This is a genomic window from Sporosarcina sp. resist, assembly GCF_014302295.1.
GTDB lineage: Bacteria > Bacillota > Bacilli > Bacillales_A > Planococcaceae > Sporosarcina > Sporosarcina psychrophila.
In genome coordinates this window covers 368,065-386,744 of record NZ_CP060287.1, presented here as the reverse complement: position 1 = coordinate 386,744, position 18,680 = coordinate 368,065, and the positions used below count along the sequence as shown (strand labels likewise).

The following is an 18,680-nucleotide window of genomic DNA, read 5'->3' as shown; positions in this document are numbered from 1 at the left end:
TTTCAATCACAGAACCATTTTTTCGCGAATCAATTCTTGTAGAAATTCCACTTTCTCTTGATAGCGCTCTGTCTGAATTCCATCTGATAGGGATGCGATTGTTTCACGCTTCAGTACGGATTTCCAAACCGATTCAGCTTCTCCCATTAAGTCCGTTAACAAACAACCTGTATCTTCTTTTTCCAAATCAAGCATGTCGTCGAGAATCCCACTCGCGGAATAAAGGGATTGCTGACCCTCTATTGCGAGATAAATATCGTATATCCGAATCTCTTCGGGCTTTTTCTTTAATTTGAACCCGCCTTTTACACCTGACACAGAAGTAATCAAGTCTGCACTGACCAGTTTTCTCAACAACTTTTGAAAATATGTTGGTGAGGTTCCCAGTTGCTGGCTGATTGCATCTCCTGGTAGTACTGCTCTATCCGGCAGCATGTTTAGCATGAGAATCGCATAAACAGACTGCTCAACGCCTGTTTTCATTTGCATAAAATTCGCCTCTTTTATTAATCTAATGTAGATATTCATTATCCTCTTTATCGAATTTTATCTTACAGTACTCGTAAAGTACATTTATTTGATTGTAATAAAAACCGCTGCCAACTCCAGTTTCGTGGAATTAACAGCGGTTTGTCATTTATGCAAGTATCAATTTTTCAAGATCCATTGGTGCAATATATGTACCGTCTTTATAGACGCGCATATTCCCACCGGAAATTTCGTCAATCAGCATGATTTTACCTGATTCAGCGTCGCGTCCAAACTCGAGTTTAATATCATACAAGTCAAGACCTTTTGCTGCAAGTTCAGCTCTAACTACGCCTGAAATCTCTTTCGTTAATGCTTCGAGCGTAACGTATTCATCAGTTGTCAATAGACCAAGTTGTGCTAGTCCATCCTTGTTTATCGGCGGGTCGTTACGGTCATCGTCTTTGAGCGTGACTTCTACGAAGGCATCCAAAGGTTGTCCTTCTTCACAGTACGCACCGTATCTACGCAAGAAGCTTCCAACAGCGCGGTATCTGCAAATCACTTCAAGGCCTTTGCCGAATACCTTCGCTGATCGTACTGTCATCGTTACTTCATCAATATTAGCATCTACATAATGAGTAGGAATATCTTTATCCGCCATTTTTTCAAAGAAATATTTCGTCATCCGAAGTCCGGATTGCCCCGCGCCTTCAATCGATAAGCCAACTGTGTTCGCGCCAGGATCGAAAACCCCGTCTTCTCCGGTTACATCATCTTTAAATTTCAGTAGTACATTGTTGCCGTCCAATTTGTATACATCTTTCGTCTTCCCTTTATATATGAGTTCCATGCGTCTGTTCCCTTCTATAGTAGGATGAACGTTCACCTTTAGTATAATTGAGAATCGTCATAAGAAAAAGAGTTTTTCTTAAATATCGGATAATGTTCTTTCCATCACGCCAAAACTGTACGATAGTAGACAAATTCTCATAATTGAAAGACAGTATATATGTTGAACAAATGAATACGGCGTATGCGCTTTACAAGGGCTTTTGGGAGGCTACTGAAAAAAACCTTGTACTTGAAATGAATTAGGATTCCCCCTAATACCGCTTCGGCGCTTTGTGGATGCCTCCCGCGAAGACGCGCCTGCGCTAGATAGTCTATGTGAGAAAGAGCTTTTCATTATCTGCGATGAAAACTGCAACCCGGAGTGTGTCTTTCTTGAATAGAATTAGTAGCAAAAAATAAGCACATTATTATCTCGGCGTATACATCTCAAAATCACATTTCTCTCGATAATGAACATCCTAGCGCAGGCGCGGCAAAGGCATCCCCAAAGCGCCAAGCGTTCTACAATCCCCCCCCCCGAATTAATACTCTCTCCTTATTGAGCGCCACAGTAAATTTAGTGGGATTCTTTAATTCAACATATACAGGTAAAAAATTTCTCTCTTATACAACCTAACAGCCCATTTTTAATAATTCCCACTCGTCTACTTGCATATAATTGTTGTATACTTATTGTAGTAAATCTATGCTTAATCGAAAGTGAGTGGAAATTCATGGGCCGTAAATGGAACAATATCAAAGAGAAAAAAGCGTCAAGAGATGCGGACACGAGTCGCATTTATGCAAAATTCGGACGTGAAATTTATGTAGTAGCGAAGCAAGGCGAGCCTGATCCTGAATTGAATCAAGCGCTAAAATTTGTCGTAGAACGCGCAAAAACATATAGTGTACCAAAAGCGATTATTGACCGGGCAATTGAAAAAGCAAAAGGTGGTTCAGAAGAAAACTTTGACGAGCTTCGCTATGAAGGATTCGGACCAAATGGCTCGATGGTTATTGTCGATACACTGACAAATAACGTAAATCGTACTGCATCAGAAGTACGCGCCGCATTCGGTAAAAATGGCGGTAATATGGGTGTCAGCGGATCCGTTTCCTATATGTTTGATGCGACTGCAGTTATCGGAATTGAAGGTATGTCCGCCGACGACGTTCTCGAACTTCTAATGGATGCGGACGTCGAAGTGCGTGATATTCTAGATGAAGAGGAATCGGTCATCATCTATGCTGAGCCAGACCAGTTCCATGCTGTTCAGGCAGCTTTAAAAAGTGCCGGTATTACAGAGTTTAACGTCGCTGAAATAACAATGCTTGCACAAAACGACTTGACTCTGTCACCAGAAGCTCAAGCACAATTCGAGAAAATGATTGACGTACTGGATGATTTGGAAGATGTTCAACAAGTGCATCATAACGTCCACTTAGACGACTAAGCGCAACTGTTCATCCTTTCATTCATTCCATTGACGTGCTATGCTACTAATAGATTGACAACTTCATAACATATTCGACCATTAGGGGAATCCTTTTAAAGGACTGAGAAACGAGTTCCACTCCGCTACCCTTATCACCTGAACAGGTTTGTACCTGCGTAGGGAAGTGGCGTGTCTTCCTATCAGTGCATTCTAATGCCATCGACAGACCACTTTCCATACCTGGAAAGTGGTCTTTTTTTATGAAGAAAAGCGGAAGGCGCCGTTTAGCCCCGAAAAGCGCTGGAAGGCTTGACGATAAAGGCGCTCTTTGCCTTTTCGGCAAGACTGAAGCGACTCGAGGGGCTGGCGCCTGGAGTCTAGACAACAAGAAAAGCGGAAGGCGCCGCTACAAATGAACGCAGCTTAAGTGCGCCACTTCCTGTGGCAACAGCTGCATGACCTACATCCTGTAGGCCCCCGACAGGCATAAGACGGTTTACGAAGAGGGCGTCCTTCAGCCCTCGCAGTAAAACGACTTATGACCCGAGGGGTTGGCGCCTGAAACTAGACCCTATTCCCAGGTGAAAACATATACTATTTCTTTTCGATAAGGAGGAGTTCGATGAAGATAATTGCCGTAACAGATGACAAAATGGAACGTAGCCAATTGCTTGATACCCTGCTAGCAATCGAACCTTTTATCGACGCAGCCATCTTACGTGAGAAATCGAAAATGGATTCAGAAATAATAGCGTTGATTCGACAATTAATCGAATCTGGCTTTAATTCAACTAAACTAATTGTCCATGGGCGAACGAATGTCGCTTCAATTACCGGGATTAACAAAGTTCAACTTCCCGGATACGGCGAACCGCTAACGCTACTCAAAAAAAAATTCCCGGCTATCTCCTTCGGCAGATCTGTCCACTCTTATGGTGAAGCTGAAACTGCTTATAAAGAAGGTGCTGACTGGATTCTTTATGGTCATTTATTCGAGACAAGTTCAAAAGTTGGCCTCTTCCCCCGTGGAACCGATGAGCTTTTTCAAATCGTTGAATCGCTAGCAATTCCTATCTACGCAATTGGTGGAATTCAGCCGCATCACCTTCCGCAATTAAATCAAGGCGGAGTTGCAGGAATTGCATTGATGTCGTCCATTTTTGGCAGTGACAATCCTGAAGTTGCAGCAACAGCCTATAAGGATGCGAACCATGTCACAACCAGTTGATGTTGTCGTTATTGGGGGAGGGATTATTGGTTGCAGTACAGCTTATTATTTAGCAAAAGAGGGTTTGTCAGTTCACCTTGTTGAACGCGATAAAATCGCTCAAGGGACTACCCGTGCAGCTGGCGGAATGCTCGGTGCTCACTCTGAATATTTGAATGATACCTTTTATTCATTCGCGCAAGAAAGTCAGGTACTGTATTCAGAATTCCAACGTGATGCAGGGGCGGACTTCGGTTATACAGCTGGCGGTATTGTTCAGTTTGCTTGTTCCGAAGAAGAACGAATTGCCCTCTCCCGTTGGAAAAACGCAGTTCATCTTTCAGCTGAACAAGTTCGCGAACGAATTCCACATGTCGCCCCTCCTGCTTTTGGTGCGTATCTTTTTGAAGAAGACGTTCATGTTCATCCTGAAAAGGCTTGTCTGGCATATTGCGCAGCGGCTAAAAGTTTGGGCGCTACTGTTTCAGAACAGGCCACAGTCGATGAAATCACACTGTTAAATGGCGGCTATCAGATACGCATTGCGTCGTCCGTTATCAACGCAAAACATCTAGTCATTGCAAGCGGTGCAGCGAGTGCCAAGCTTGTGTCAGGGCTGCAAATGACCGCAGTGAAAGGCCAATGTATGCAACTCAATGCGGTAGGCATGCAATTACCTTATACACTTTTCCATAAAGGCTGTTACGTAATTCCACGCTCGGGTGGAACGCTCGTCATCGGGGCCACGATGGAATACGGACATACAGACTTGCAGATAACTGATGCCGGTAATTTGGCATTAAGTGCTATTGCGGAACGTTTTATACCTGGTCTTTCCCGCCTTCCTGTTATGAACAGATGGGCAGGTCTACGTCCAAAAACCGTTGACGACTTACCGTATATCGGTCGGATTCCAGGGAATGAAAATATGTATATTGCAGCTGGTCATTTCAGAAATGGGATTTTATTGGCGCCCGCAACCGCCTGCTTGATTCGTGATTTGATCATCGAAAATGAAGTGAATACAGAACGGATTAAGGCATTTGATCCGAAAAGGGGGATTTTTCATGAAGCGAACAATCGAACTGAACGGCAATCGGTATGACATGCCCGCAGAAGTTGAAAATGTGCAGGAACTGCTTGGGCATCTGGAACTTGCGGAACGCATCGTCATCGTGGAAATGAACCGAGATATTCTTGCGAAAGACGCATATGACAAACCGATCAACGACCGCGACCAAATAGAAATCATTCACTTTGTAGGAGGAGGATAATTATGCTAACAATCGGCAATAAAACATTCAATTCAAGACTATTACTAGGTACAGGAAAATACCCGTCATTTGATGTGCAAAAAGAGGCAGTGCGTGTATCGGAGTCAGAAATTCTTACGTTCGCAGTAAGACGTATGAATATCTTCGAGCCATCACAACCAAATTTCTTGGAACAACTCGATCTTTCGAAATATACACTATTACCAAATACAGCGGGCGCAAAAACAGCGGAAGAAGCGGTACGCATCGCGAAACTGGCGAAAGCATCAGGACTTTGTGACATGATTAAAGTTGAAATCATCGGTTGTGACCGATCATTACTCCCGGATCCAGTAGAAACACTTCGGGCAACTGAAATGCTGTTAGATGAAGGATTCATCGTCCTGCCTTATACGTCAGATGATGTTGTGCTCGCACGTAGGTTATGCGAAATGGGCGTTCATGCAATCATGCCAGGCGCATCCCCTATCGGATCAGGGCGCGGTATTTTGAATCCACTTAACTTGTCGTTCATCATTGAACAATCCAATGTACCCGTTATTATCGATGCAGGAATTGGCTCGCCGAAAGATGCAGCTTATGCAATGGAGCTTGGCGCTGACGCAGTTTTATTGAACACAGCGGTATCAGAAGCTGGAGATCCGATTAAAATGGCCCTTGCCATGAAGCTCGCGATTGAAGCGGGACGACTCGGCTATGAAGCAGGCCGGATGCCGATGCGCGATTATGCGGTTGCAAGTAGCCCACTGGAAGGACTTGTAACGAATTGATTGAAAAATATTCACGTCAGGCATTATTCGCTCCAATTGGCGATGTCGGCCAAAAAAGGATTCGTAAAACTAGTATTTTCATATTAGGTGCCGGCGCGCTTGGCTCATCCGGTGCTGAAATGCTCGTCCGTGCAGGCGTTGGACGTGTAACGATTGTGGACCGGGATATTATCGAGTCGACCAATCTGCATCGCCAGCAATTGTATACGGAACAAGACGTCATTGAGCAATTGCCAAAAGCAGTTGCGGCGGAGAAACGATTGACGGCGATTAATAGCGATGTAGCTATAACAGGTATTGTAGTCGATGTAACGCCACAAAACGTCCTCGATCTAATGACCGACCATGATTTAGTATTGGATGCAACAGACAATATTGAAACACGGCTGCTAGCGAACGATGCAGCGCTGAAACTCGGCATCCCCTTTTTCATGGGGGCATGTGTCGGAAGTTATGGCCTAACGTTTCCGATTGGCATTCAAGACAACCAGCCGTGTCTACATTGCTTGCTAGAAACATTGCCATCACAGACATTAACATGTGATACAGTCGGCGTCATCAGCCCGGTTGTGGTTACTACAGCGGCTCGGCAAGTTACTGACGTGTTGAAATATATAACGGGAACACCTTTTGGACCGAAACTCGAATCTGCTGATTTATGGACAGGCGACCGCGCTTCAATTGGAGTTGCAAGCATGAAGAAAGCCGGTTGCCCAAGTTGTTCCGAAAATGCAGTATATCCGTTCCTTTCTGCTCGTGAGTCTATGAAAACAGCGGTGCTTTGTGGACGTGACACCGTTCAATTATCTTGGCCTAAAAGTAGAAAGTTTGAACTCCTCCCTTTTGCCGAATCAATTCGCGGAAGCGTCTCAAAATTAATTCACAACCCGCATCTAGTCGCCTGTGAATACAACGGTCACCGCATCGTGCTGTTCCGTGACGGTCGCATGCTTGTACATGGAACGAAAGATATTGTAACTGCGAAGAAAATTGCTGCCGGGTTGCTAGGATAATTGTTGAATGAAAAAAGAGCATAGCTTTTATGCTCTTTTTTCAGTTCCCCCTCGTATAGGTAAACCAAATGGTCCCCCCTAATTGCGAAAACTAAAAATGGTGAACAACTGAATACCTACATAAACTAAGCGAATGCGCCTTAACAGGAATAGCTGGAGCCACGAGATCGGCTAGTGGTTTTTCTACTGGCTTATCGTGGGGGGCATCCCCGAGCGCCACAGCGAATTCAATGGTATTCTTTACGTCAACTTATAAAATACAATTCCCGCCATATACATGCTTTAAGGACAGCTTTTTAATAATGCTAGCAGTACTTCCCCTCCCCACTCTCATCAAACACAACATAAATTCCCTCCAACAGGAATTTCATCAAACGTTTAAGGGTACCATTTCTATATATGGTTCGTTACAATGGAAGTTCTAACAAGTTATTTCATCTTTATTGAAAACAACAGGAGGTTGTCATGTTTTTCTTAGAAGCAAAACGCATTATTGTCGTTATCTTCGGTTCCTTGTTACTTGCAATCTCGCTTAACTTCTTTTTAATCAATGCAAATGTCTATGCCAGCGGATTTGCGGGTGCTGCGCAACTGACATCTAGTGTATTAAATGATTTCATCGGCGTTGAGATTAGTACAGGAATATTATTGTTACTATTCAATATTCCCGTCTTTATATTAGGATGGTACAAAGTAGGTAAAGGATTTACCATCTATAGCATCGTTTCCGTTATCTTTGTTACAATTTTCTTAGAACTCTTACCTGTCCTATCTCTATCAAACGATATTATTCTAAATGCCGTGTTTGGCGGTGTAATTGCAGGTGTAGGAGTTGGGATTTCGATGAAACTTGGGGCATCTACAGGCGGAATGGATATTATCGCTATGGTCCTATCACGCTTACAAGATAAGCCTATTGGAACCTATTTTTTACTGCTGAACGGTATCATAATCGTCTTGGCAGGTTTTCTGTATGAACCGGAAAACGCATTATATACGATGTTAGCATTGTATGTAACTACAGTTGTGATTGACGCACTCCATACACGTCACGAAAAAGTGACCGCAATGATTGTTACACAAAAGGCAGACGAATTACAGCATGCGATTCATCAGAAAATGGTACGTGGCATAACGATTCTTCCCGCAAAAGGTGCGTATTCAAAAGAGGATAAGCATATGCTTTATCTTGTGATCACTCGTTATGAATTATATGATTTGGAAAAAATAATTAATGAAATAGATCCAAATGCGTTTACGAATATTGTTCAAACTGCTGGTGTTTACGGATTCTTTAGACGTGAAGGCGATCAAGTTAAATAAACCTATAACACTGAATTCCATATAAGTTGAAATAAAGATTCCCTTCAACACCGCTACGGCGCTCGGGGATGCCTGCCCCCCCTTGTAAGGCGCCTTCACTCAGTTAACATAGGTGTTCATTTGTTCAACATATACAGTACTAAAAATGACCAGACATCAATTGATGTCTGGTCATTTTTAGTAGATACCGATTTTACTTCGAACCAGCTTGCCAACTCATTCCCCATCCATAAGCCTGGTCCATCTTGGCATGCCCTGGAAAATAGTCGACAAGTCTTTTGACGCTAAACGTCTCGTTTTGTACATTTTCAATCATTGCAATTGCGCACATAATTTGCCCGTTACGATGCTCATCAAGCTTGACGGCAATATCTTCTCCACCGCCGTATGTCAACTTGACGATCCCGCCCGCTTCTGACCAATTTGCAGCGCCCTCATAAATGAATGCATACACAAGCACGCGTTTAATATCTTTAATACGGGAACCGTTGATACGTAGATTTTCTCCGCCTGTCGAAGCCCCCGTACGATCGTCATGGTCAAGCTGAATATATGGACCATCTTTCAACGAACCAAAAGCATTACCTAGTGCCTGAACACAGCCCTTTTCTCCTGAATTCAATTCATAAAGGCAACCAAGATCTAAATCAAAGTTTTTCTGTCCGCCACCAAACAGCGAGGATAGGAATCCGCCACTTTTAGCCGCTTTGGAGTTTTGATTCCAGTTCAAGTTAACTAGAATCTCACCTACATCATTTCCTTTTTTCGTTAAATTTATGGACTGCCCTTTTTTCTTCAGTTCGATCATATCGGTTCCTCCAGTCACTTACCGAAATTTTTCATACTGTCCTGTAGCTGTGCAATCCGTTTCATGCCATCTTCCCTTGTACGTTTGTTTTCATCTTCAATAGCTCTCGTTTCCTCGAGCCCTTTCACGATTGTGCTCCAACTTTCTTCAATCGTTTCAATTTTAATACTCGGACCTCCTGCAGTACGGGCAATTTCCACACTTTGTCTAGCGATATTCTGCGAGTTTTTTAGTAACATTTCATTTGTTCTTTTATCAAGTTCATCCATAGAATCTGCCACAAGTTTTTGACGTTTCGCAGCAACCGCTTGGATGATACCGTTTTTAAATATTGGAATCGTTGTAATGAATGCAGAATTGATTTTCCCAATAAGTTTCGTATTACCGCGTTGTAAGACCCGGAGCTGGGGTGCTGTCTGCAACGCGACCATTCTTGCCATTTCAAGGTCATAGACCCGCTCTTCAAGCGACTGTATCGCATTATTCATAGTATCTAATTCCATCTGCGCTAATTGATCGCCGCCTGCTGATCTTTGTTCAAGACCTGGAACGAGCGCCCGCAGCTCTTCAGCTTTAATCTGCCCAGCTACAACATACTTTTCAAGTGCCATGTAATAGTTATAGTTTTGGTCATACATTTCGTCCATATTGGTCGTTGAACGAATCATTTCGTCTTTATACTTTGAAATTTCGATGTGTATGCCTTCGATTTCCTTGCCGAGCGTTTGGTATTTGCCGAACACTTTTTCAATTAATTTATCTCCACGCTTGAAAAACTTGCCCAAAAAACCTTTTGGCTCGTCAAAGTCATTTTTATCGAATTTATCCATCGTTTTCCCAAGTTGTTTCAACATCTCGCCTGAATCAGTTACACTCGATGAACGCATGGAAGCCAATATGCGATCAGCAAAAGTGGAAATTTCAACGGCCGGTTCTTTCCCAAATTCTAATAATCCGGTCTGGTTTCTAGTATCGATTGACCGGACTAAATTTTGAACCTCTGGATCCTGTCGTAACTGTAAGCGTAGTGCTTCCGCTTTGTTTTCCGTCAATACTTCCACTTCATAATTCTTTGTTTCTTCCATGCCATTCAATCCCTTCCGTTAAAAAGTCGATTTAAAAAACCGCTTACAATTGATGCATCCTTTTTATTCTCCTGAAAGGATAGATCGAACACCATGTCTTCCAGCATATGATGATCAAAATATTCTTTCCCAATAAAGTGCTCCAGATCATTGTGACCGGGTGGATTATATAAGATAATATCAAGTCCAATTTCATTCAACAGTAACAGTAATGCTGCATCTGCCCTAGACAAAATACCATTAACTTCATTGTTATATAAAATCACTTTTGGAACCTCTTGCGCATAATCAAACGTTTGCAAAAGATTGATCAATTCTTCCGGTATGGAAGTTGCCTGTGTGAACAAATAGAGAGAGACTTGTTCCGGTGTTTCCCCCGGTTGTGCCTTCATTTTCGAATGGGCGCAAATCCTTGAAATGGCCGCCGCGAGTCCTAGTTGAGCACCGTCATGTAGTTGACCGTACTGCCACCAGTTGCTTTGCATCATTTTTTCCGGGACCAAACGACCATCTTTGCCAAGTGCATGCTGGTAATGATATTGGTTATTCGCTTTCGTTTCTTGTATGAATGGGAATTTTTTCACTACTACACAATTCGGTTGGCTAGTGAGCCGATGCATTTTATCCCAATATTCTTTTCGGCTGGTTGAAACGCCGGAAACTTTCGCGAACAATGCGGGTATCTTCACTTCATCCCCATTGGCAGAGAAATTTGGTCGTATAAATGCCTTTTCTTTCGCCAATAGAAAAATCTCGTCATATGTCGTTTTTAATGTAACTGCCACGGGGAGATGGTTGCGGAATTGCCATGGCTTATAATAAGCAGAACCTTCATGGTGAAGTACGTGATCGATTTCTTTCGAAGCACGGTATGCGACTGTCCCTTGTCGTTTCGGTTCTTCTTGCGGAAAAGGTTGGATTTTCATGGTGGTCGGATATTCCGTCAAGAAGGACCAGTTGTTGTCAGGATCAAGCTCTTTAAAATCGTCTTTTCCTTCCGGATGAAGAATGACAACATCCATTCCCAATAAGATTGTATAGAACAGAAAATACATCTGACTTTTGTTCATATCGCCGTACCAGATAATGTGTGGGATATCCTTATCGATCGGTGTTCCCTTGACCCATGGATCAATATGATTCCACGTCCATTTGATGATATCAAGAAAAACTCGTCGGAATTCCGGATGATGAAATGCACCCGCATGATTTTTCTTGAATAGTTCAAATACCTCAATGAGTGTTGACCGGATTAATCTATTGAAATCAGGGTCTTCGCCGTATTTTGGAAGCAACTGTGCCCCCTCCAAAAAAGCTACAAAGCGGTTAATCGATAGATTCGGTTTTTCCTGAATAAGATCATAAATTCGCTGGATGGCTTGAAATCGTTCTGGTGGCATGTTCTTATCAAGTGTTTCAGATAATACATACACACCAGGGGCCTGGCTCGCTGTGTATAATTCAATCATATATTCTGTTTCATCAAAACCTGATCCGACAATACGTGTAGCAATCTGACTGTATTGTATACGTTCTTCTCCCAATTGATAATCAGGGCGGGTAGCAATTGGCTTGCTGAGTTCGGTTGCCCAATTCGAGTATTCAACCTTCTTAAGTATCAGTTTCCTTATCATCTTCACTCCCCCCAATCACCTATTTTTTTGCGTCAATGGAAGGGGCGTAGTCCGATATCGTCAACGGATTCCAGGAGTTAATTGGAGACGCTTCGAAAGAATAGCTTCAATGATTTCCTCCGATGCCAAAATCCCTGTTTTTTGTGTCAGTCCTAGATGACCAAATTTAGCTGCCGCTTCCCCGTGCCGTGGTATCAGACCAAACTCCGCCTGTTCAATCAAGCAGACATCCAAATTGGAATCCCCTGCCGTATAAACCGTTTGCTTTCCTTCTTTTTTTGCAACATAGTCCACCGCATCCCATTTATTGATGAATGATGGAATGAAGTAAACTTTTCTGCCTTGAACTGAAAATGCCCAGTCATGCGCTGCCGCCCACTGTGAATAATAATTGATCCGCTCAGCTGATAGCGGTGGTTCAATAATCAAGTACACAAAAAATCGCTCTACCACACGAATGGATTTCAACCAAGACGCATCCGCAGTCTCTTCTATTTTCCGCTTCACATCATCCACTGAAGCGGTACTTCCATCTATTTTAGTACGGATATAATCCTGCCAGTGCGTATCTATATGTCCATCTTTCAGCACAACGCCGCCATTACAAGTAATCGCGTATGTAGGACGTATTTCTTCATGAAATAGTGAGACTCGATTATACTGTTCAATTGTTCTTGTCGTTACAGGAACAAACATCATCTCATCGGACAGTTCGCGTAATAGCGCAATCGCTTTTTCTGTCATGAATGAAATGTCTCTTCCATTATATACTTCAATATTACGAACAGATACATTCAAGGTTTCCTCGCCAAAGCGCCGTTTCGAATAAATAAGTGTTCCATCTAAATCGCTTGCGAACATCATACTTTTTTCTCCAACGGTTTAATAAGTCCACAACAAGTATAAGTCATCTGTTCATAAACCTCCACAGGTACAGCTCTTTCCTTTGCAAGTTGGAAAATATGTTTAAGCCGCACATCGTTTAAATCCTTAACTAATATCTTCCATGGTAGACGTCGTAAAAGAACACGTGTCGTCTCTCCAACACCAGGTTTGATGAGATTCACATTTTCAATGCCGTAGTGCTCCTGAATTGATGCAATTGTTTTCATTCCCTGCCATGTCGGGCTCATATCTGTTTTCTTTAAAGCTTCTTTCGCCGCTTCGATTAACATTGCTGCCGCTTCAAATTCTGCCGTAATGACATCAATATGATGATTCGATACATCTTTATCCTGAAGTTCCGAATAGAATTTCGCTCCGTGGAAATCCGTCGCTCCTATCCAGCGGCTGTTCAGAACCGTTCGGCTAACTAGGCCTGATACTGTTGAATTCAAACAGGCGCTTGGGATTAGAAAGTCCTCCCGCGTCCCATATAAGGAAGAGCAGTGACCCGGATCCGCCAATACAACGAGTTCGTCGTCCAGTAGGATACCATATTTTTCTTTAAACGACTCCACAGACTTTGTCAGCTCCATAGATATCGCACCTTTACCAGTCCAACCGTCGACAAAAACGACGCGCTTATCAGGATGTTGACTCGTAATATACAGCATCGCATTTTCATCGATGCCACGTCCTCGAATGATGGATATGCTATAATGCGGTAAATTCAACTCATATACCGCATTAATATAACGTTTCATCAAGATACCTATCGGCGTCCCAGCCCTCGCAAGGGAAACAAGAACAAGTTCCTTCCCTTTTTTCTCAATGAGGAGTTCCGAAACTGCGCCGACCGCTGTTGCTACTTTTCGCTTTGAAGTATTGAGTGACTCGTAAAAAAGAGTTAAATAGGCTTCGGTTGGCTCATATTCAATGGGAAGCATTTCCGAATAATGGGCGCCGCCTTGAATAGCCTCTTCCCGTTCATTCAGGCTTCTTTCAAGGCTCGCATCTGACAGATCTTTCAATAGAAAAACGACATCTTCAGATGAATAACTTCCAGTCACTGTTTTAGTCATTTGTTGCATTTTCTACTCACACCTTTCAAGTGAAGTCTACAATATAGATTGCAGGTAATCCTTTGAACTGGCGTAATATCGGTTCAAGCCTGTTGTCATCTATAGGACGTTCAAAAAATAAAAAGACTTCATCGTATTCCATGTCGGATACATTATATGCATAATTCATAGTTGCTGGATCTTCAGGACTTTCAAAAGCCATTCGACTTTTTATCGGATAACCTTCTCGGTCAATTGGGAATATCGGGCTTCTCGTTGTTGAATGATAAGATACACCTTCGCCCATGTAAACAGCCGTTTTCATGGGGATATGCATGAATTCCCCAGTACCTAAACATAATGTCCGTTTTCCTGTCCGATACTTTCTCAAATATTCTCCTGCACTCTGACAGTATGCTTCAACATCCTCTTTGTTGTCCGACGAGATACCGAATCTACCAGTCAGAGACAAATAATTTGAATCATTTTTAAATCCAAAAGAATCAATTGAAGAATAAGGATAGTGAGGAAGAGGGATAGGCAATGACTTCAGACTGATTCTCTCAAAATCGGGAACTTTAACAACCAATTCGTCAATGACACTGGCATCTTCAGCTAAACCAGGTGTGCCTTCTAATTGGATTGTTCCCGTCAATAAAGCATACGTCGTGATGCGTACATCATGCAATTTCTCAAATGCCTTCAATCGTTGCTGATCTTCTACACTTCGCCAGTCCAACAGGGATAGTATTGTGTATTCCTTACGTGGAAAACGCTTTTGAATAGAAGCGATGATATTCAATGCTGTCTTGCCTGTCGTAATTTCATCATCTACCAGACAAATCGAGTGGTCATTATTCAAATACTGTTCCGGTGCATAGCAACGCTGATCTGTAGCGTGGGAATGCTCTTCTTCAAAGTAGAGCGTCACCTCTTCATCAGCAAGCATTTCTCTAGTCGAATGAATGTAGGTAGCATCCGAAAAACAGTCAAAAACGCCATGACCGAGGGCCGTTGCCGTTTCCGCAAAACCGATGAACACAACCGGCTCATCAAGTTGACAGTGTAGTTCCTGTACAATTGAATATGCTGTTTGCAAGTTTTTAGTGGAACCGTCCTTAACTGCTTCGATGAGCTGTTCTTTTCCAGGCATTTGTTTGCTTGTCTTACCTTCATAATAAGCAGACGCCAGCAATGCTGATGCAATCAAGGGCAGTTGAGGCGGAATAGAAATATGTTTCCCGAGTACTTTACTGACGAATAAAAAAGAACGTTTTTTGTTAATTCTTGCGGCCATCTCATATAAACTTTCAACTGAAAGCTCATATGGATTTTGGTCAATTTGTACATGTACTTGCATAGTTTCGCAAACTTCATGCGTGTACCTACTCGGATAATAAATCGATGAATGTAATGTTTTCATTGTACACCCCGTATATATCAGACTTAATTAACACTTTTTGTGCCCAGTATAAATGGGGCTTAATCTCATTCATTTTGTTCATAAATTCACTTTTGAACACACCTTTTTCACCTGTGGCCTGCTGGAAGATACTAAGTGCGTCCACATATTCTTCCTTCGTGACGACATGCAATGCCTGCACAGGCAAAAGGTGAGACGGATGAATGATTGTTTTCCCAACTAAGCCGTTCGCTCTATCTAGCAACGTTTCCTGAATTAGCCCGTCAAAATCTTTCCGTATCAATTCTTTTCTGAGAAGAAGACCCACTGAACCTGAACTTTCTTGAAATGGCGTCTCACGCAGTTGTGGTTTTAAGATACGACCGTTTGATGAGAAATGTTCCCACACTGGGCCCGATACCACGAAACCGTCATGTTGCCTGGCAAATATATTGACAACATCCGTAATTAGCTCATTGACAATGGAAATCTCATAGACAGTCGTCTCACTATCCCTCCTCAACCCGTAAAGTCCACATAAATCCGTAGCACCAATCCGGATATTCAGAATGAAGTCAGCATACCGATCAACTATCTCCTTTAAACTAAGCAACTCTGCCAAGCGACGCTCCTTGTAAAGAACATTCGGCGATTCAAGAATTGGCATACCATATAAAACTGTATTCGCTTGCTCATTCAACTGTCGCAGACCCGATAAGTAGTCCTCCGCATTATCCGATGCAAACTTAGGAAACACAAAGCCTACGAGGTTCTTCAACGAATCACCGAGCCGCTCCCCTATGTCCAGCATCTGTTGTGCACTTCTTACCCGAACAAAAATAAGTGGAGTCGTTTCTTCCGTAAGTCGACCATCCTGAACTGCAGCACTAATTTGTTGCATATGCGTAATCAGTTTATTTTCCGCCCGTTCAACTTCATGATCACCTATTGCATCTTCAAGACAGATCGCTACTGTGACAAGCTCCTTAAATTTGTTGGTAATAATGAGATGGGCTATATCCTCACGGGTTGCTGGCATATACAATAAAGCCCCCAGACTGTATGATAGCCGTTGTTTATCGGTATGCTTCGTAACCGTCTCCGGTTTCCGATAAAATAAATCTTCTAAGCCAATAGCAGCTAAGTCATTAAAATACCTCAATCTGAGCACCAACCTTATTTATTATTCGATTTAGGGTAAAAGAAAAAAGAAGGGGCTAGCCTTCTTTTTTTCTTTGTATTAAGCCATTTTCTTTTTATTCATGTTGTGAACAACGAATGTGGCAATGAACGTAAGGATTAGAATGATAAAGAATACGTAGTGGTGGACGTCAATTCCAACAACGCTCAATCCCATTTTAATCGCTATTAACATAATCAGCACATATGCTGACGTTTCAAGTTCTGGTACCTTGTCGATTAACTTCAAAAATACGCCGGCAATTCCACGCATCATCAAGACACCGAGCATTCCTCCAAGAAGAAGTACCCAAATCTGTTCACTTACACCGAAAGCAGCAAGAACACTATCTACTGAAAAAGCGATGTCCATAATCTCTACAGCAGCGATTGTTCCCCAGAATGTACCGAAAAGACGGATTAGAATACCTTCTGTTTTCATCCCAGCAATTTCTTCGTCATTACCTGCCTCTTTAGACTTATCCATAAAGTATTTAATCGCCAACCATGCGAGATAAGCCGCACCTAATGCCTTGACCCACCACAATTTAATGAGGAAAACACCGACCCCGATTGCGATAAAGCGGAAGACATAAGCACCAAGAAGCCCGTAAAACAAAGCTTTTTTTCGTTGCTTTTCTGGTAAATGTTTAACCATGACCGCCAAAACGAGAGCATTATCAGCTGACAATAGCCCCTCAAGTATGATGAGAGTACCGATTAAGCCCCAACTGACTGGATCCGATAATACTTCCACCCACATACCCCAATCAAAAAAAGCGGCATATGTATCGATTATTCCATTAAGTATCTCCATTAGTTCCTCCTGATAATAAAACAATAAAAGACTCCGACCTTTTATCAGCCCGTAAATTTATACTTCTAAACCATAATTCCGGCAAAGTGCCCCTAGCCCTCCAGAGAATCCACTACCGATTGCATTAAATTTCCAATCGTTACCGTGCCTGTACAGTTCGCAAAAAACAACTGCCGTTTCAATCGAGAAATCCTCTCCTAAATCGAAACGTAGCACCTCTTCTCCGGTCGCTTCATCCGATAATCGAACAAAGGCATTTGATACCTGACCAAAGTTTTGACTTCTTCCTTCTGCATCGTGAATCGTAACCGTAATACCAATGCGGTCAACGTACGCAGGGATTTTAGGGAAATCAACGATTACTTGCTCGTCATCCCCATCTCCTTCGCCCGTCCGGTTATCGCCAGTATGTAGAAGAGCGCCACTCGGATGCTTAAGATTATTATAGAAAATGAAGTCATGATCATTCTGGCAACGATTGCTTGCATCGACAAGAAACGCCGATGCATCAAGGTCAAACTCCTGACCGCCAGAGTATTTATTCGTATCCCAACCTAGTCCGATAACACCTCTTACAAGGCCGGGATTTGTCTTCGTCAAATCGATTTTTTGACCTTTTGATAAAGTAATCGCCATCTGAATCACTCCTGTTTATCATGATTAGAATTCAAAACTTCCATAACTATATAGATTGAATAGATGATTCCATTCAACTCCGCTCCGGCGCTTAGGGGATGCCTCCCGCGCCATAAGCCAGAAAGCGCCTTCGCCACCAGTCTTACGGCTTCGGCTACCCCTGTAAGGCGCCTACACTGAAGTTCAAATACAAACCCGATGTCATCAACTGGCACCGGAAACAACATATATAGTTATATCAATTAATTAAGCTTGTAGTCCGTAGTCCTTAACAAGTGAACCAAGTCCGCCCTGATAGCCGCTACCAATTGCATTGAACTTCCACTCACTACCATGTCTGTAAAGTTCCCCTACAACAACAGCCGTTTCAATAGAGAAGTCTTCGCCAAGGTCATAACGGATTAACTCTTCACCGTTTGCATCGTTGACGATTCGTACATAGCTATTTGAAACTTGCCCGAAATTTTGGCTACGTTGTTCTGCATCATGAATTGTAATTGCGAATGCAATTCTTTCAACAGTAGTTGGTACAGTTGAAAGGGAAACTTTGACTTGCTCATCGTCTCCATCACCTTCACCAGTCAAGTTATCACCAGTATGAACGACGGAACCATTTCCACCCTCAAGGTTATTGAAGAAAACGAAATCTTTTTCATTTGCACATACACCCGCTGCATTCAATAAGAAAATAGAAGAATCTAGATCAAAATCTTGTCCACCGTCATATTTATTCGTATCCCAGCCAACACCAACCGTAATATTCGTTAATCCCGGGTTACTTTTCGTCAAATCTACTTTTTGTCCTTTACTCAATGAAATAGCCATTTATGTCATCCTCTTTTCTGTTTTTT

The 18,680-nt window shown here is 42.5% G+C and carries 19 protein-coding genes and 1 riboswitch; of the genes, 7 read left to right on the top strand and 12 right to left on the bottom strand.

Features of this window, described 5'->3' with window-relative positions; genetic code table 11:
• Window positions 1-6: 6 nt before the first annotated feature.
• Window positions 7-489 (bottom strand): RrF2 family transcriptional regulator, encoded by a 483-nt coding sequence (locus H7992_RS01925; RefSeq protein WP_187046506.1) that lies wholly within the window; start codon window positions 487-489, stop codon window positions 7-9.
• Window positions 490-637: 148 nt separating this feature from the next.
• The gene (locus tag H7992_RS01920) at window positions 638-1,321 is read right to left on the bottom strand and encodes a phosphoribosylaminoimidazolesuccinocarboxamide synthase (RefSeq protein WP_067205032.1); all 684 of its coding nucleotides are present in this window, start codon (window positions 1,319-1,321) and stop codon (window positions 638-640) included.
• 715 nt (window positions 1,322-2,036) lie between these two features.
• On the opposite strand from H7992_RS01920, the gene H7992_RS01915 reads away from it, so the two are divergent.
• The 7 genes from H7992_RS01915 (at window position 2,037) to H7992_RS01885 (ending at window position 8,325) form a co-directional block, all read left to right on the top strand.
• The gene (locus H7992_RS01915) at window positions 2,037-2,756 is read left to right on the top strand and encodes a YebC/PmpR family DNA-binding transcriptional regulator (protein ID WP_067205029.1); all 720 of its coding nucleotides are present in this window, start codon (window positions 2,037-2,039) and stop codon (window positions 2,754-2,756) included.
• A 73-nt stretch (window positions 2,757-2,829) separates the two neighbouring features.
• Window positions 2,830-2,938, top strand: a riboswitch (TPP riboswitch).
• 422 nt (window positions 2,939-3,360) lie between these two features.
• Entirely contained in the window at window positions 3,361-3,966 is a 606-nt protein-coding gene (locus H7992_RS01910; RefSeq protein ID WP_187046505.1) for a thiamine phosphate synthase, read from the top strand.
• Window positions 3,950-5,050 (top strand): glycine oxidase ThiO, encoded by a 1,101-nt coding sequence (gene thiO / locus H7992_RS01905; RefSeq protein WP_187046504.1) that lies wholly within the window; start codon window positions 3,950-3,952, stop codon window positions 5,048-5,050. Before H7992_RS01910 ends, thiO begins: the two co-directional genes overlap by 17 nt.
• Window positions 5,013-5,219 (top strand): sulfur carrier protein ThiS, encoded by a 207-nt coding sequence (thiS, locus tag H7992_RS01900; RefSeq protein WP_187046503.1) that lies wholly within the window; start codon window positions 5,013-5,015, stop codon window positions 5,217-5,219. The genes thiO and thiS overlap by 38 nt, the downstream gene beginning before the upstream one ends.
• Window positions 5,216-5,989, top strand: a complete 774-nt coding sequence (locus H7992_RS01895; RefSeq protein WP_187047759.1) for a thiazole synthase — start codon at window positions 5,216-5,218, stop codon at window positions 5,987-5,989. Before thiS ends, H7992_RS01895 begins: the two co-directional genes overlap by 4 nt.
• A complete protein-coding gene (locus tag H7992_RS01890) occupies window positions 5,986-7,002 on the top strand; it encodes a ThiF family adenylyltransferase (protein WP_067205017.1) in 1,017 nt (338 codons plus the stop codon). The genes H7992_RS01895 and H7992_RS01890 overlap by 4 nt, the downstream gene beginning before the upstream one ends.
• Before the next feature lie 465 nt (window positions 7,003-7,467).
• Entirely contained in the window at window positions 7,468-8,325 is an 858-nt protein-coding gene (locus H7992_RS01885; protein WP_067205014.1) for a YitT family protein, read from the top strand.
• 193 nt (window positions 8,326-8,518) lie between these two features.
• On the opposite strand, the gene H7992_RS01880 is transcribed toward H7992_RS01885, so the two are convergent.
• The 10 genes from H7992_RS01880 to H7992_RS01835 all read right to left on the bottom strand — a co-directional run bounded on the left by H7992_RS01880 (window position 8,519) and on the right by H7992_RS01835 (window position 18,654).
• Window positions 8,519-9,133 carry a TerD family protein gene (locus H7992_RS01880; RefSeq protein ID WP_187046502.1) on the bottom strand — a complete coding sequence of 205 codons (615 nt, stop codon included), beginning with the start codon at window positions 9,131-9,133 and terminating at the stop codon, window positions 8,519-8,521.
• 14 nt (window positions 9,134-9,147) lie between these two features.
• A complete protein-coding gene (locus tag H7992_RS01875) occupies window positions 9,148-10,218 on the bottom strand; it encodes a toxic anion resistance protein (RefSeq protein ID WP_067205006.1) in 1,071 nt (356 codons plus the stop codon).
• A gap of 5 nt (window positions 10,219-10,223) precedes the next feature.
• Window positions 10,224-11,852: a YceG family protein gene (locus H7992_RS01870; RefSeq protein WP_067205004.1), complete on the bottom strand. Its 1,629-nt coding sequence runs from the start codon at window positions 11,850-11,852 to the stop codon at window positions 10,224-10,226.
• 60 nt (window positions 11,853-11,912) lie between these two features.
• Window positions 11,913-12,716, bottom strand: a complete 804-nt coding sequence (locus H7992_RS01865; RefSeq protein WP_187046501.1) for a hypothetical protein — start codon at window positions 12,714-12,716, stop codon at window positions 11,913-11,915.
• Complete coding sequence (locus tag H7992_RS01860; protein ID WP_370569946.1) at window positions 12,713-13,825, bottom strand: cysteine protease StiP family protein; 1,113 nt, start codon at window positions 13,823-13,825, stop codon at window positions 12,713-12,715. Before H7992_RS01860 ends, H7992_RS01865 begins: the two co-directional genes overlap by 4 nt.
• 16 nt (window positions 13,826-13,841) lie before the next feature.
• Window positions 13,842-15,218 (bottom strand): phosphoribosyltransferase family protein, encoded by a 1,377-nt coding sequence (locus tag H7992_RS01855; RefSeq protein WP_187046500.1) that lies wholly within the window; start codon window positions 15,216-15,218, stop codon window positions 13,842-13,844.
• The gene (locus H7992_RS01850; RefSeq protein WP_187046499.1) at window positions 15,181-16,359 is read right to left on the bottom strand and encodes an HpcH/HpaI aldolase/citrate lyase family protein; all 1,179 of its coding nucleotides are present in this window, start codon (window positions 16,357-16,359) and stop codon (window positions 15,181-15,183) included. Before H7992_RS01850 ends, H7992_RS01855 begins: the two co-directional genes overlap by 38 nt.
• A 78-nt stretch (window positions 16,360-16,437) precedes the next feature.
• Window positions 16,438-17,193 (bottom strand): TerC family protein, encoded by a 756-nt coding sequence (locus H7992_RS01845; RefSeq protein ID WP_067204993.1) that lies wholly within the window; start codon window positions 17,191-17,193, stop codon window positions 16,438-16,440.
• A gap of 57 nt (window positions 17,194-17,250) precedes the next feature.
• Window positions 17,251-17,829: a TerD family protein gene (locus tag H7992_RS01840; RefSeq protein WP_067204991.1), complete on the bottom strand. Its 579-nt coding sequence runs from the start codon at window positions 17,827-17,829 to the stop codon at window positions 17,251-17,253.
• Between the two features lie 246 nt (window positions 17,830-18,075).
• Complete coding sequence (locus H7992_RS01835) at window positions 18,076-18,654, bottom strand: TerD family protein (RefSeq protein WP_067204989.1); 579 nt, start codon at window positions 18,652-18,654, stop codon at window positions 18,076-18,078.
• Between the last annotated feature and the right edge of the window lie 26 nt (window positions 18,655-18,680).

Bases quoted from the DNA above. Each gene is read 5' to 3' on its own strand.
- H7992_RS01840 (WP_067204991.1), bottom strand. From the start codon at position 17,829: ATGGCGATTACTTTATCAAAAGGTCAAAAAATCGATTTGACGAAGACA.
- H7992_RS01835 (WP_067204989.1), bottom strand. From the start codon at position 18,654: ATGGCTATTTCATTGAGTAAAGGACAAAAAGTAGATTTGACGAAAAGT.
- H7992_RS01885 (WP_067205014.1), top strand. From the start codon at position 7,468: ATGTTTTTCTTAGAAGCAAAACGCATTATTGTCGTTATCTTCGGTTCC.
- H7992_RS01920 (WP_067205032.1), bottom strand. From the start codon at position 1,321: ATGGAACTCATATATAAAGGGAAGACGAAAGATGTATACAAATTGGAC.
- H7992_RS01870 (WP_067205004.1), bottom strand. From the start codon at position 11,852: ATGATAAGGAAACTGATACTTAAGAAGGTTGAATACTCGAATTGGGCA.
- H7992_RS01915 (WP_067205029.1), top strand. From the start codon at position 2,037: ATGGGCCGTAAATGGAACAATATCAAAGAGAAAAAAGCGTCAAGAGAT.
- H7992_RS01865 (WP_187046501.1), bottom strand. From the start codon at position 12,716: ATGATGTTCGCAAGCGATTTAGATGGAACACTTATTTATTCGAAACGG.
- H7992_RS01925 (WP_187046506.1), bottom strand. From the start codon at position 489: ATGCAAATGAAAACAGGCGTTGAGCAGTCTGTTTATGCGATTCTCATG.
- H7992_RS01860 (WP_370569946.1), bottom strand. From the start codon at position 13,825: ATGCAACAAATGACTAAAACAGTGACTGGAAGTTATTCATCTGAAGAT.
- H7992_RS01845 (WP_067204993.1), bottom strand. From the start codon at position 17,193: ATGGAGATACTTAATGGAATAATCGATACATATGCCGCTTTTTTTGAT.
- H7992_RS01910 (WP_187046505.1), top strand. From the start codon at position 3,361: ATGAAGATAATTGCCGTAACAGATGACAAAATGGAACGTAGCCAATTG.
- H7992_RS01855 (WP_187046500.1), bottom strand. From the start codon at position 15,218: ATGAAAACATTACATTCATCGATTTATTATCCGAGTAGGTACACGCAT.
- H7992_RS01880 (WP_187046502.1), bottom strand. From the start codon at position 9,133: ATGATCGAACTGAAGAAAAAAGGGCAGTCCATAAATTTAACGAAAAAA.
- H7992_RS01875 (WP_067205006.1), bottom strand. From the start codon at position 10,218: ATGGAAGAAACAAAGAATTATGAAGTGGAAGTATTGACGGAAAACAAA.
- thiS (WP_187046503.1), top strand. From the start codon at position 5,013: ATGAAGCGAACAATCGAACTGAACGGCAATCGGTATGACATGCCCGCA.
- thiO (WP_187046504.1), top strand. From the start codon at position 3,950: ATGTCACAACCAGTTGATGTTGTCGTTATTGGGGGAGGGATTATTGGT.